Here is a 13,061-nt window from a genome sequence, read left to right on the forward strand (position 1 = left end):
GACTCGGACAGCGAATTCCAGTGCTTGGGTCAGGGTGTCGCCCTTGGTGAGCCCCCACGCGGCCGCCGCGGCACCTGCGGGGTCAGCGGCGCATGTGCGTGAAGTACTCGTACTGCGTCGGGAGCCGGTCGATGAGAGCGGAGGCCTGGTCGTGCACCGACTGGAACTCCTTCAGCGCCGCGCTGTCGTCGGTGAGCGCGAGCGCCGGGGACGGCTTGAGTTCGATGCCGCCCATCCCGAGCAGGACGCACATGTAGGAGTACGGGGGCAGCCCGTGGTAGTACGGGAAGACCGACTCGGTGTCCGGCAGCTGGTGCTTCCAGTGCTCGATCCGCTCGGCCAGACCGTCGGGCAGCTCCCGGGTCTTGGTGTCCTTCCAGTACTGCGTGTCGTCGCGCGCCGCGGCGGCGTAGTGCAGGGCGAGGAACTCGCGGACACCGTCCATCACATGGGCGACGGAGCTGTTGTAGCTGTCGCGCTGCACCGGGTTCCAGTCGGGGCCGGGGAAGTTCTTGACCAGCTGCTCGGCCGCGTGATGGATGAAGAAGATACCGGTCGACTCCAGAGGCTCGACGAACCCGCTGGTCAGGCCGATGCCCACACAGTTGTTGACCCAGGAGCGGTTGCTGCGGCCGACGCGCATCTTGATGTGGTTGGCCTCGGCGTCGGCCGCGCTCGGCCCGACGAACTCGCGCAGGGTGCGCTCGGCCTCGTCGGCGGACAGGTAGTCGCTCGCGTACACGTACCCGGTGCCGATACGGCCGTACAGCGGGATGGTCCAGATCCAGCCCGCGTTCTGCGCGGTGGCGGTGGTGCAGGGCCGGATGCCCCGCGCCTCCATGTCCTGCGGCACCTGGAGGGCGACCGCGCTGTCGTTGGGCAGGGTGTTCTGGAAGGAGATGAAGGGCTCCTCCAGGGCCTTGTTGAGCAGCAGTCCGCGGAAGCCCGTGCAGTCGATGAACAGGTCGCCGGTCAGCTCGCCGTGCTCGGCGGTGACCACGCTGCTGATCCAGCCGCGGTCGTCGAGCTTGACGTCCTTGACGTCGTCGACTATGTGCTTCGCGCCGCGTTCCACCGTGTACTTGGTGAGGAACTTGGCCAGCAGCGCGGCCTCGAAGTGGTAGGCGTACGGGAACTGGGTCTTGCCCTGGTGCTCCGACATCGTCAGGCCCTGGGGCTCTTCGCTGTGCTCGTCGTAGGGCTGGGAGAGCATGGCGCCGTCGAGGTGGCGGGGGCTGCGCTCGGCGTCGCATATGTTGGCCATCACGAAGCAGTCCGTGTCGAACCGGTCGGTGCGGCCGTTCTTGAGCCACCAGTCCGACAACGGGAAGCCGTCCACGGACCGCATCTGCTCGAACGGGTGGTAGAAGTGATGACCCGGCTTGCGCCAGTTCTCGAAGCGCACCGCGAGCTTGTACGTGGCGTTGCACTCCGGCATCCAGTCCGATTCCTTGAGCCCGAGAAACTCGAAGAAATGCCGGATGTCGCTGAACGTGGCTTCGCCGACGCCGATGGACCCGACCTTTCCGGACTCGACGAGGGTGAGATCGACCCGGTCACCGAAGGCTGCCTTGAGGTACGAAGCGGTCATCCAGCCGGCAGTACCACCGCCCACGATCACTACTCTATTCAGCATCGAGAAACTCCAATTCCGCGACGGGATGCTTTCCGATGGGCTTCAACGCCATGAGAGCGAGCGTATGTTTGACAAGGCTTCGCCCACCACGTTGTTAAGTGGTGGGCGAAATACGCAGGTGGGCCGGGTAAAAGGTCGGCTCAGTTCATTCGCGGCTGCCGATGGCCGTGGAGAGCCGGGCGCGCAGTGCCAGCCGGGCTGTCAGAAGTGTCGTACCGACCGTCAGGACGAGTGCGGAGACGAGGACCGCCAGCAGAATCCACGGTGGACCGGCAGGCGTCGCCCGGCCGAGCACGGCCCGGCTCAGCGGAACCAGGGTCGCGCCCGCGACCAGCATGCCCAGCCCGAGACCGGCCAGCGCGGTCAGCAGCGCCTCCACCGTCATCATCCGCATCACCTGACCCCGGGTCGCGCCGACAAGACGCTGGAGGGTGAACTCCCCGCGCCGCTCGCCGGTCGCCATCACCAGTGAGTTCACCAGAGCGATGACCGCGTACCCGACCACCAGGGCGACCAGGAGATACGCCACCCAGGTCTGGGTGTCGTTCTGCTCGGCCGAGGCGGCGACCAGGTCGCTGCGCTCGGCCGCACGCAGCCCGGGCAGGGGTGCGCCGGAGCCGGTGAGTTCGGCGGCCAGCCGCACGGTGTCGGAGCCGGAGTCCGCCGCGACCAGGATCTGCGGCACTGTGCCGTCGGTGGTGTGCGGGGCCACGACGGCAGCGGGCATCAGGGCCGCGCCGTAGCCACGCTGGTCCCCGACCGTCGCCACCAGGCGCGGCTCCACGCGGGTGCCGTCGCCCAGGCGCATGGGGATCCGCTCACCGATGCGGTGTCCCTTGGCGGAGGACTCGGGCAGCGCCACGGTGTCCCCGGTCAGATCGGTGAGACTGCCGCTCGCCGCACGGATCGCGGTGGTGCGCTCGATGCCCGTCGCGGACACGCCGGTGATCTGCACCGGGGTGCCCTTCGGTTTGCGGCCCTTGCCGTCGTACGCCGCCAGCTGCGCCTTGGACGGCTCCAGGAAGCCGGAGCTCGGCACGTAGGCGGACGCCGCCGCCACGCCGGGCTCCTTGTCGATGCCGGCGGCCAGGGACGTGGGCATCCCGCCGGCCACCGAGGTGAGCACCAGGTCTGCGCGGAGGTTGTCCTCGAACACCTGCTGGGCGCCCTGGTTCTGAGTGGTCTGCAGGTAGATCAGGGCGGTGGCCATACCGGTGGCGAGCATGACCGGCATGACCGCTCCGGCCAGCCGGGTCGCCCGGGCCCTGGCGTTGAGGATGGCCAGTTGTCCGGAGAGTCCGGTGACCGCTCGCAGCGGCCAGCGCAGCAGGGCTGTCATCAGCCTGGTCAGGGTGGGGCCCAGCAGCCCGAAGCCGGCGGCCCACAGCATCGCGGCCGGGGTCGCCGTGCTGCCCGCCGTGGCACCGTCGACGTTCATCGTGACCAGCGCGAGAATGGCACCGCCCGCCAGACAGAGCACGGCGAACACCACTCGGATCCAGTTGAGCCGGCGACGCTGCAAGGTGGCCTCGGCCAGTGCCTCGGTCGGACGGGTGCGGGCGGCGGCGCGGGCCGCGATCCAGGCGGCCCCCAACGCGGTCAGCAGCGCCGCTCCGGCGCCCGCCACCATCGGGATCCAGCCACTGCGGTAGATCAGCACGCCGGGCACCACGCCCGCGTCCACGAACCGGCCCAGCAGCCACTGCCCGAGGCGCGGTCCGGGGACGCAGGCCAGCGCGGTGGCGAAGACGGCCACGGTGAACGTCTCGGCCAGCACCATGCGCCGTACTTGGCCGGGCGTCGAGCCGATGGCGCGCAGCAGAGCCATCTGCCGCTGCCTCTGCTGCAAGGACAGTCCGAGTGTGCTGGCCACCACGAACACCGTGACCATCGCGGCCAGGCCCCCGAACACGGCCGACATGGACACCAGGTTCTTGCCGTGGATCACCACGTCGGGAAACTCGGCACGGCCCCGCTCGTCCCCGGTCAGCACGGAGACCGGGTCACCCGCGAGCGCGTCGGCGAGTTCGGCCCGCACTCGGCCCCGGTCCGCGCCCGGACGGGTGAGGATGCCGATGGAGTCGACCTTGTCCTGCTGCGGGGCCGTACGCGCCGCGTCGGTCTCCGCGAGGAACAGCGTCCCGGCGGCGCCGGGTCCGCTCACCAGCCCGGTCACCCGGTAGGCGGTCAGAGTGCCGTGCAGGCCGAGTGTGACCCGGTCACCCGCCTTCACCCCCGCCCGGGCGGCGAGCCGCGAGTCGAGCACGACCTGGCCGGCGGCGCTCGGCGCGCTGCCCTGCACCAGGCGGTACGGTCCGAGCCGGGCGGAGTCCCAGCCGTGCCCCGTGGCGGTGACACCGCCCTTGCCGCCGCCCGGGACGACGACGGCCGGGATGGAGACGTCCGGCACGGCCTCCTGGACATCCGGTACCGCCTCGGCCTTGGCCACGGTGGAGGCGTCGAGCCTGACCCGCTCCCGGAAGACCTTGTTGGCACCGGGGTAGCTCTGGTCCCCGGTGATGACGATCGGCGCGGCCTGCAGCCGCTGCGGCGCGGCCAGTTCGCGTACTCCGGTCTCCAGCAGCCCACCGCAGGCGATCACGATGGCGGCGCCGAAGAACAGCGCGATGAACGAGGCGACGAAGCCCCCCTTGTAGAACTTCAGGGAGCGCAGCGCGAGGCCGATCACTGGGCCGCTCCGTACTGCCTGTCGTGCGCCGTCTGTTCTTCGGCCCAGGCACCGAGATGGGTCATGCGCTCGGCGACCACGTCGGCGGTCGGGCGCTCCAGTGCGTCGACGATCCTGCCGTCGGCGAGAAAGAGGGTGCGGTCCGCGTGGGCGGCGGCCACGGGGTCGTGCGTGACCATCACGATGGTCTGCCCGGACCACTGGACGGCCTCGCGCAGCAGCCCGAGGACCTCGCGAGCGGTTCGGGTGTCCAGGGCTCCGGTCGGCTCGTCGCCGAAGACCACGGCGGGCCGGGTGACGAGCGCGCGGGCGATGGCCACCCGCTGCTGCTGGCCGCCGGAGAGTTCGCCGGGACGGTGCTTCTGACGTGAGGCGAGGCCGACGCGTTCGATGACCTCGTCGACCTCGCTGCCCTTGGGGCGGCGTCCTGCCAGGCGTAAGGGCAAGGTGACGTTGTCCCGTACGCTCAGAGCGGGCATCAGGTTGAACGCCTGGAAGACAAAACCGACGCGCTCCCGTCGTAGTTTTGTCAACTGCTTTTCCTTGAGCTGGGACAGGTCCACGCCGTCGAGCCGGACCGAACCGGACGTCGGCCGGTCCAGTCCCGCGGCGCAATGGAGAAAGGTGCTCTTCCCGGATCCGGACGGCCCCATCACCGCGGTGAAGGTGCCCCGCCGCAGACTGATGGTGACTCCGTCGAGAGCGGTCACCTTGTTCTTCCCGCCGCCGTAGACCTTGTGCACGGAGTCCAGGTGGATGACCGTGTCAGTCGACCCGGACGCTGTTCGGTTCATGGGATTCCCTGTTTTCTGTTGGTTCTGTGGGTGTGCCGGTGCGAAGGCCACCCGGCACGACGGAGAGCGGGCCAGGGCGGTCGAGTACGCCCTTGGCTTCTGCGAGCGGGTCGCGGGGCGGGCGGAGCACCGCCTGGGCCACGGTCAGGTGCAGCCGGGCGGTGGCCAGGAGAAGCCGGGCGGCGAAGGGAAGCAGGAGGAGCGCGACGAGCGCGAGGGCCAGCGCCCCGGGCAGGGTGTGGACCAGGGTGAGCACGCCGTCCTCGTCCATGAGCCCGCCGGAGACGTCCATCGCCGGGTACCACAGGGGCAGCGTGAGGCAGCCGAGCGACAGCAGCCAGACCACCAGCGCGAAGAGGTCGAGGACCAGCAGAGGGGGGAAGAGGAGGATGAGATAGGCGCAGTCGCGTGCGATCGCGGGATCCGCGCAGCGGGTTCTGAGGTGGGCGGGCAGGCCGGGCTCGGTGACCTCGCTGTACCGGTACGGGATCGGCCGGTCGACGACCGCGGCGCGGCCCCGCTCGACCTGCGCGCATCCCCTGACGACCCACACCAGGCCGACGATCAGGGGTACGGTCACCGTGAACTGGCTCGCTGCCACACCGCTCAGGAAGGCCGATGCCGCTACGGCGAACAGGGCGCTCCCGACCAGCACATAGCTGGCGAGATAGGCGGCGGCGAGCCAGGTGGCGGCGGATAACGGAAGTCTGACCAGGGAGGCCGGCGGGCGCAGGCGCCCGAACGCCGGCCCGCTCACTCGATCCTCCGCAGCATGTCGTCGATCGAGCTCACCCGGGCCTTCAGCTCGGCCAGTTCGGCCTGCAGTGCCTCCTGCCGGGCGACTGCCTCTTCGGCGAGCTTGCGGTACGAGGCCATGGCCACGGCGTCAGCGCGGTGGCGCTGCAGTCTGAAGTGCGAGACCACCGCCGCCGTGATACCTCCGACGACGATCAAGACGATGGCGATGGCGACAACAGCGCCGGTCATGTCAGGGTCCCCCTCATAACGTTCTAACCCTCCTCATCGGCAGGCCCGTCCGCCGCAGGTGACTGCTGCTCGTCCGCACGCAGGGTTTCCAGAATCGTCTGCACGTTGATGTGCAGATCGAACGGCACCAGCTCGAAGTACTTCAGGGCCTTGCCGTCGTCGGAGAGCTCGAGATGGCCGACGACGAGGCCGGCCTTCTCCAGGCGCTCCAGATGCATGTACAGCAGGGGGCGGGACATGCCCAGCTGCCGGGCCAGTTCACTGACGTACATACGGCCTTCGGCGAGGCCTGCGATAGCCCGGAGCCGCTGGGCGTGGCCGACGGCGGACAGGAAGGCCAGAAGCTCCTCGCTGGTCAACGCCCCACCTCCCGCCACCCAGGTCTGCATGTGTAAGGCAAATCTTACACATGCCAGAAAAGCAGTCAATCAGAGGGCGGGGACACCGCGCAGGCCAGCAGAAGTCCGTCACGCACCAGCCATCGTCCGACGAACTCCTGTGGTGCCGGGACGGGTTGCTCGGGAGCCGGGGACAGGACCCGGGCGTGCAGAGTGCCGTCGGGCGCCGGTACGATCACCGCGCCGTCGAAGCCGAGCCAGCTGTGTGTCGCGGGGAACCATGCCTTGTAAACGGCTTCCTTGGCACAGAACAGCAGCCGGTCCCAGTGGACCTGCGGGGTGCGGCGGGCCAGCCTGGCGATCTCCGCGGCCTCCTGCGGCAGCGCGATGTACTCCAGTACGCCGTCAGGCAGAGGCGCGTGGGGCTCCGCGTCGATACCGAGGGCGCGCACGTCGGACCGGTGCGCGGTGGCAGCGGCCCGGTATCCCGCACAGTGGGTCATGCTGCCGACGACGCCCTCGGGCCAGCGCGGAGCGCCGCGCACGCCCGCCACCAGCGGCGCCGGTGCCAGGCCCAGTTCACCCAGAGCCCGCCGGGCGCAGTGGCGCACCGTCGTGTACTCCGATCGGCGCGCCTCGCCGACCGCCCCCAGCGCCGTCCTCTCCTCGGGGAACAGCCATGCGTCCGGCTCGTCCCCGAAGGACTCGGCGCTCGTGACGGCCGCGGGAAGTATCTCGTCGATCATGTGATCCGCCTGCCGCCGAGGTGCTAGAGGGACAGCGAGGAGCGCTCCGGCGCACCCTTCCCGGGCACACCGTCCGGCTCGGGCTCGCGCGGCCGGAGCATGGGCTCGATGCCCTTCGGACCGATCAGCCGGAGCAGTGGCCTCGTCAGGATCGTCGTGACCAGCGCGACGATGGTGAGGATGCTGAGCAGGCGCTGGTCGATGACACCGGCCTGATAGCCGATCTGCAGGATGACGAGTTCGGTCAGACCGCGGGCGCTGAGCAGTACTCCGAGCGTGAGGGCCGGCCGCGCACGCATACCGGTGAGGACTGCGCCGAGCGCCGGGCCGCACACCTTGGTGGCGACGGCCAGGCAGAGCAGGGTGGTCATGGCCAGCACGGAGGAACGGTCGAAGCGCAAGGACCCGAGATCGATGCTGAGCCCGAATCCGAAGAAGAAGAACGGCAGCAACACGGTCTTGGACATGCTGGACAGCCGGTCCGCCACCCGCGCCATGCGGGCGTTGCCGGTGGGCCAGGCCAGCCCGGCCAGCAGGGCCCCGATCAGCTGGTGCACGCCGACGACCGTGGTGAGCGTGGCCGTCGCGGCGACACCGCCCGCCAGCAGGAGCATGACCGTGGCATCGCCCTCGGTGCCCTCACCGGCCGCCTCGCGGGACCGGGCCCAACGGGCCAGCCCCCGGCGCAGCGGGCCGAGGAACACAACGGTCAGGGCGGCGGCGAACAGGCCGTTCCAGAGCACGCCGGTGAGGGTGCTCCCGTGCACGACCGCCAGGATCGCGGTGAGCACCAACCACACCACGCCGTCCCCGAGCGCGGCGGCGAACAGGCTCAACTGCCCCTGACGCGTACGGGTGATCCGCAGGTCGGCGAGGATGCGGGCCAGAACGGGCAGCGCCGTGACGCTCAGTGCGCACCCCACGAACAGGACGAAGGCCATCGGATGGCCCGCCGGTCCCGAGAAGTCCTGGACGAGGGGCACGGCCGCCGCGGCGCCGGCCGCGAACGGCATCAGCAGCGAGGCCTGACTCACCATCAGCACCTGCGGTCCGACGGTTCGCAGCGACATGCCGGTCAGTTCGCGGCCCACCCCGAACATGAAGAACACCAGGCCGATCTGGGCCAGGCCGTCGAGCATCGGCAGGCTGCCCGCAGGGAACAGCCAGTCCTTCGCGTCGGGTGCGAACCGTCCCAGCACGGTCGGCCCCATGGCCAGTCCGGCGCAGATCTCGCCGATCACCCGCGGCTGTCCCAGTCGGTCGGCCAGCCGGCCGCCCAGGAGGACGGCGAGCAGGATGGCCGCGACCGCGAGGAAGAAATGACCGCTCTTGTCCAGCCGCGCGACCTCACGCACCGCCGCCCCGGACGGCGACTTCGACCGGGCGACCGTCACCGCCGCTCCCGTGATCACCACCAGTGGCAGCACGACCAACGCGATCATGGCAGCCCGTTGCCCGTTTCTGCCCCGCACGTGCGTACCCCCAGTGGTCGAGCTTCTTCGATTCGAGGTCGGCCGGAAGACCGGCATTGGCCGTTCGGCTGCGGAACCGGCCTACCGGCTCGGTGTCCCACCCCGCTCGGCGCACATCTCCTGCACCAGTTCGTAGGGCGGTGAGTCCGCGAGGTAGAAGTGCCCGCCCGGCACCATCAGCTGCCGGAACGGCCCCTCGGTCACTCGCGCCCATTGCGCCACCTGCTCCGCCGTCACCCGGGGATCGCTCGTCCCGGCCACCGCCGTGACAGGGCAGCCGAGCAGCGCACCCGTGCGGTGTTCGTACCTGCCCAGCATCCTGAAGTCGGCCTGGACGTACGGCAGGATCAGCTCACGGAACATCGGGTGCTCCAGCAGTTCGGTGTCCGTGCCGCCCAGCTCCTGGAGTGTCGCGATGACGCTCTCCTGGCTCTGCCCGGCCGCCCGGGCGTCTCGCCGTACCAGATGTCCGGCGCGGGCTCCCGAGACGAACAGCTGCGACAGCCGGGCCCCGTCGGCCTCCAGTGCCCTGGCCGTCTCGTACGCCACCACCGCGCCCATGCTGTGGCCGAAGAGCGCGGTGGGCCGGTCCGTCAGCGGCTTGACGGCCTCGGCGATCTCACCCGCCATCGCCACCAGGTCGGTGGCCGCGGGCTCCCCGAACCGGTCGGCCCGGCCCGGGTAACAGACCGCGTGCACCTCGAATTCGGGCAGCCCCTTGCGCCAGTCGCGGAAGAAGTGCGAGGACCCTCCGGCATACGGGAAGCAGACCAGCCGCTTCGCGGCGAACGGCCGGGGTTCGCTGCATTCCGTCCAGGTCATCAAGAACCTCCTGCTCGCCGTCGGCCGGCCACGATCGGGGCCGCTGCGGATCGGGCCCATTAGACCCACCGGCCACTGACAGAGAGCTGACAGCAGGTTCCGCCGCGGGCGGACCACAGCGGCCACGGCGGGCGGCACGCGAGCGGCACCCGGGCGTTGTGCCCATGCGGCCGGGTACACCGGGAAACGCGGGCCGGCCAGGGCTGCGGCGGACGTGCGGTCGGTGAAGGGCAGCCGCCCGGACCTCGGTCCGTCTCAGCGGCCACCGCCGGTCATCCGCGAAGCCTCGCGTCAGCGGCGCACGGTGCGCGACGTGACCCGCCGCCCCGCGCGCGGCCCGTGCTCCCGTGCACCGCAGGGGCTGTCGGACGTCACGGCCCCCGGCGTCCTGAGGCGGCCCGGTGGCCGAGCATCAGACCCCGGCCGAGGACGGCACGGACTTCGGGCCGCGCGCATGTCCCGCAGCGACCGTCCTGCCGTCCAGGAGGGCCATCCCGAGCGGGGTCACCGAGTGCAGCACGGTGTTGCGCACCCGCCGGGTGGTGATCAGCCCGGACTCGCGCAGTACGGAGGCGTGCTGGCTGGCGCACGGCGCCGAGACGCCGAGGCGGTCGGCGAGTTGGCTCGTGGTGCGCGAAGCCCGCAGCTCGCGCAGGGCCGCCGCCCTGGTCTGGCCGACCAGGGCGGCCAGGGCCTGGGACGGGAGACTGCTGTCGTCCCACAGCAGGGCGGACTGCTCCGCGTTCGGCGGCGCGGAGAAGACCAGGACGGCCTTCCCCGGCTGCTCGTCGGCGCGGAAGAGCCGGGCGGGGCGGTGGGCGAGGAACACGGACGGGCTGAGCACCAGGCCGTTCCCGTCGAGGCGCACATCGCTGTCGGGGCCGTCGTGCAGTTCCAGCACCTGGCCGTTCCAGAGCGCCCGCCGTCCCAGCCCGGCGAGCAGCTGCTCGACGCCTCCCGCCATGACCATCCGCCCGCGGACGTCACACTCGGCCTCGTAGTGGGCCAGCACCCGGCTCCAGTAGGGGGCCACCGCGGCCCGCCAGAAATCGCCCGGGGTCGGCGCGGACGTCGACGGCGTGCCCGGTTTCGCGCGCAGCCTCGCGTAGACCTGCCGCTGCCATCGCGCGTAAATGGTGCCGACGCCGTGCGTGAACAGTTCTCTTGCCAGTCTCGACTCTATGTCCGGTCCGGCGGTGGACTGCAGTCGTGTCCGCGCCAGGTCGGCTGTCGTGAAATGTATCCGCTGCAATGCAATACCCCCTGTGTTGTGCACTACATAAAGCCATGCATCCGCCCCCACCGATCGGCCGACGGGGCGAATGGTCCACGTGCGGCCGAATCAGCTCGATCGGCCGGTGATCCGGACGAACGCGTCGTCCAGCGTGGGGCGACGGACGGCGAAATCCACGACGGTCACCCCGGCCTTCTCCAATGCCGTCGCCGCAGCGGCGATACTGCCCATGCCGGCATCGAGCGGGAGGGAGATGACGCCCTCGTCCCGGCCCATCGCCGGGTCGTCCAACGCGTTGGTCCGCAGGGCCGCCAGGGCGTCGGCGACGGCTCCGTGGCCGGCCACCCGGATCTCCAGCCGGTCCGGTCCGACAGATCGCTTCAGCTCGTCCGGGGTGCCCTCGGCGACGACCCGTCCGCTGTCGACGACGGCGATACGGTCGGCGAGGAAGTCCGCCTCGTCCAGATACTGGGTGGTCAGCAGGACCGTCATGCCGTCGGCCACCAGCTGGCGCACCGCGGACCACAGTGACATGCGGCTCACCGGGTCGAGGCCTGTGGTGGGTTCGTCGAGGAAGAGCACCGAGGGCGACGCGACCAGACAGGCCGCGAGGTCGAGCCGGCGGCGCATGCCCCCGGAGTAGGTCCGGACGGGCCGGTCGGCGGCGCCGGTCAGGTCGAACTGGTCCAGCAGCTGCCCGGCACGGCGACGGGCGCCGCGTCGGCCGAGATGCAGCAGCACACCGATGAGGGTGAGGTTCTCGCGGCCGGTGAGCAGCCCGTCCACGGCCGCGTACTGGCCGGCCAGGCCGATCCGGCGGCGGACTTCCGCGGGCCGGCGGACCACGTCGAATCCGGCTACTTCGGCATGGCCGCCGTCCGGTTCCAGCAGGGTGCTGAGCACGCGTACGGTGGTTGTCTTGCCGGCCCCGTTCGGGCCGAGCAGTCCGAGGACGGTGCCCTCCACGACGCCGAGATCGACGCCGTCGAGGGCCTGGTGGTCCTTGAATTGCTTGCGCAGGCCCTCGGCCCGGATCGCAGTCTCCACGGGTGACGACTGGGTCGGCAGGCCGGGTCAGGCACCGAGGCCCGCGGCGGCCTCACGGAGACTTCTGGGCCGCATATCGGTCCAGTGCTCCTCCACATGGGCCAGGGCGGCCTCCCGGGTGCTCTCGCCCAGCGACACCGTCCACCCGTCGGGCACCGCGGCGAAGGCGGGCCACATGCTGTACTGGCCCTCGTCGTTGACGAGTACGAGGAACGTGCCGTCCTGATCGTCGAAGGGGTTCGTCACGTTGCGCTCTCCGAATCTGAGAAGTCCGAGGAAGGAGGCCGTGGCAGGCCCCGATACGAACATCGTGTCGAGGCCCGCTGACACGACACTGACCGCGTCCTGAAACGGCGCGTCAGGCGGGAGCGGCCGCCCGGCGGGACTCCACGAAGCGCACGACGTGCTCCACGGTGCGGAAGTTCTCGATGTCGAGGTCGGTGGGGTGCACCGCGATGTCGAAGGTCCGCTCGACCCACATCACGAGTTGCACGGCGAACAGCGAGCTGACGCTCCCCGTGGCGAAGATGTCGTGGTCGTCACGGAGTTCGGTGTCCCGGACGTGCTCGCCGATGAAGGTGCGCACGATCTTGGCGATGTCGTCTGTCATCAGGCCCCTGCCTTCTTCCCGGTGTTGACCGGCTCGTACGAATAGAAGCCCTGACCGCTCTTGCGGCCGTGGCAGCCCGCGGCGACGAGTTTGCGCAGCAGCGGCGCCGGGGCGAACTTGGGGTCGTTGAAGTTGTCCAGAAGGACCTCCAGCGAGTACATGACGGTGTCCAGGCCGATCAGGTCCGCGGTCTCCAGCGGGCCCATCTGGTGGCCCAGGCACTGCCGGAAGAGCCGGTCGATGTCGCCGGCCTGCGCCACGTTGTCCTGCAGCAGAAGGATCGCCTCGTTGACGCTCAGCATGGCGACGCGGTTCGTGACGAAGCCCGAGGAGTCCTCGACGACCACGATGTCCTGGCCGACGGCGCGGAACAGCTCCCGGGTGACCTCGATCGTCTCCGGCGAGGTGTGGAAGCCGCGGATCACCTCGACGAGCTTCTTCAGCGGCACCGGGTTCATCAGGTGGGTGCCGACGACCCGGTCCGGACGGCCGGTGACCGACGCCATCCGCGTGATGGGGATCGCCGAGGTGTTCACGCCGAACACACAGTGCTCCGGCGCCACCCCGTCCATCTCGCGGTACAGCCTCTCCTTGACGTCCCAGTTCTCCGTCACGTTCTCCACGACGAAGTCGGCGTCCGCGAGGCCGTCCAGACCGGTGCGGAACTCGATCCGGGAGAGCACCTC

14 protein-coding genes are annotated in these 13,061 nt (G+C 70.3%); all 14 read right to left on the bottom strand.

Features of this window, described 5'->3' with window-relative positions:
• Window positions 1–82: 82 nt before the first annotated feature.
• On the bottom strand, window positions 83–1,636 hold the full coding sequence (locus ABZ646_RS25805; protein ID WP_360523359.1) for a tryptophan halogenase family protein: 1,554 nt from the start codon (window positions 1,634–1,636) through the stop codon (window positions 83–85).
• A gap of 145 nt (window positions 1,637–1,781) precedes the next feature.
• The gene (locus tag ABZ646_RS25810; protein WP_360523362.1) at window positions 1,782–4,325 is read right to left on the bottom strand and encodes an FtsX-like permease family protein; all 2,544 of its coding nucleotides are present in this window, start codon (window positions 4,323–4,325) and stop codon (window positions 1,782–1,784) included.
• The gene (locus tag ABZ646_RS25815; RefSeq protein WP_360523365.1) at window positions 4,322–5,119 is read right to left on the bottom strand and encodes an ABC transporter ATP-binding protein; all 798 of its coding nucleotides are present in this window, start codon (window positions 5,117–5,119) and stop codon (window positions 4,322–4,324) included. Before ABZ646_RS25815 ends, ABZ646_RS25810 begins: the two co-directional genes overlap by 4 nt.
• Window positions 5,091–5,876: a sensor domain-containing protein gene (locus ABZ646_RS25820; RefSeq protein ID WP_360523368.1), complete on the bottom strand. Its 786-nt coding sequence runs from the start codon at window positions 5,874–5,876 to the stop codon at window positions 5,091–5,093. Before ABZ646_RS25820 ends, ABZ646_RS25815 begins: the two co-directional genes overlap by 29 nt.
• Window positions 5,873–6,106: a hypothetical protein gene (locus tag ABZ646_RS25825; RefSeq protein WP_355710078.1), complete on the bottom strand. Its 234-nt coding sequence runs from the start codon at window positions 6,104–6,106 to the stop codon at window positions 5,873–5,875. Before ABZ646_RS25825 ends, ABZ646_RS25820 begins: the two co-directional genes overlap by 4 nt.
• A 23-nt stretch (window positions 6,107–6,129) precedes the next feature.
• Window positions 6,130–6,465 (bottom strand): winged helix-turn-helix domain-containing protein, encoded by a 336-nt coding sequence (locus ABZ646_RS25830; RefSeq protein WP_360523371.1) that lies wholly within the window; start codon window positions 6,463–6,465, stop codon window positions 6,130–6,132.
• Window positions 6,466–6,530: 65 nt separating this feature from the next.
• Complete coding sequence (locus ABZ646_RS25835; protein ID WP_360523374.1) at window positions 6,531–7,190, bottom strand: 4'-phosphopantetheinyl transferase superfamily protein; 660 nt, start codon at window positions 7,188–7,190, stop codon at window positions 6,531–6,533.
• A 23-nt stretch (window positions 7,191–7,213) separates the two neighbouring features.
• The gene (locus ABZ646_RS25840; RefSeq protein ID WP_360523377.1) at window positions 7,214–8,632 is read right to left on the bottom strand and encodes a cation:proton antiporter; all 1,419 of its coding nucleotides are present in this window, start codon (window positions 8,630–8,632) and stop codon (window positions 7,214–7,216) included.
• Between the two features lie 111 nt (window positions 8,633–8,743).
• Window positions 8,744–9,484: an alpha/beta fold hydrolase gene (locus ABZ646_RS25845; RefSeq protein WP_360523380.1), complete on the bottom strand. Its 741-nt coding sequence runs from the start codon at window positions 9,482–9,484 to the stop codon at window positions 8,744–8,746.
• Window positions 9,485–9,896: 412 nt separating this feature from the next.
• Entirely contained in the window at window positions 9,897–10,736 is an 840-nt protein-coding gene (locus ABZ646_RS25850) for a winged helix-turn-helix domain-containing protein (protein WP_360523383.1), read from the bottom strand.
• Window positions 10,737–10,826: 90 nt separating this feature from the next.
• Entirely contained in the window at window positions 10,827–11,765 is a 939-nt protein-coding gene (locus ABZ646_RS25855) for an ATP-binding cassette domain-containing protein (RefSeq protein ID WP_360523386.1), read from the bottom strand.
• Between the two features lie 27 nt (window positions 11,766–11,792).
• Window positions 11,793–12,011 (bottom strand): MbtH family protein, encoded by a 219-nt coding sequence (locus tag ABZ646_RS25860; protein ID WP_360523389.1) that lies wholly within the window; start codon window positions 12,009–12,011, stop codon window positions 11,793–11,795.
• 112 nt (window positions 12,012–12,123) lie between these two features.
• Window positions 12,124–12,375, bottom strand: coding sequence for an acyl carrier protein (locus ABZ646_RS25865; protein WP_360523392.1), 252 nt, complete (start codon window positions 12,373–12,375; stop codon window positions 12,124–12,126).
• The coding region (locus ABZ646_RS25870; RefSeq protein WP_360523395.1) for a 3-hydroxyacyl-CoA dehydrogenase NAD-binding domain-containing protein at window positions 12,375–13,061 on the bottom strand (687 nt) is incomplete at its 5' end. The genes ABZ646_RS25865 and ABZ646_RS25870, both read right to left, overlap by 1 nt.

The organism is Streptomyces sp. NPDC007162 (assembly GCF_040634175.1).
Taxonomy (GTDB): domain Bacteria; phylum Actinomycetota; class Actinomycetes; order Streptomycetales; family Streptomycetaceae; genus Streptomyces.

Coding starts and splice junctions, on each gene's coding strand:
- ABZ646_RS25845 (WP_360523380.1), bottom strand. CDS start 9,484: ATGACCTGGACGGAATGCAGCGAACCCCGGCCGTTCGCCGCGAAGCGG.
- ABZ646_RS25825 (WP_355710078.1), bottom strand. CDS start 6,106: ATGACCGGCGCTGTTGTCGCCATCGCCATCGTCTTGATCGTCGTCGGA.
- ABZ646_RS25815 (WP_360523365.1), bottom strand. CDS start 5,119: ATGAACCGAACAGCGTCCGGGTCGACTGACACGGTCATCCACCTGGAC.
- ABZ646_RS25805 (WP_360523359.1), bottom strand. CDS start 1,636: ATGCTGAATAGAGTAGTGATCGTGGGCGGTGGTACTGCCGGCTGGATG.
- ABZ646_RS25840 (WP_360523377.1), bottom strand. CDS start 8,632: ATGATCGCGTTGGTCGTGCTGCCACTGGTGGTGATCACGGGAGCGGCG.
- ABZ646_RS25865 (WP_360523392.1), bottom strand. CDS start 12,375: ATGACAGACGACATCGCCAAGATCGTGCGCACCTTCATCGGCGAGCAC.
- ABZ646_RS25835 (WP_360523374.1), bottom strand. CDS start 7,190: ATGATCGACGAGATACTTCCCGCGGCCGTCACGAGCGCCGAGTCCTTC.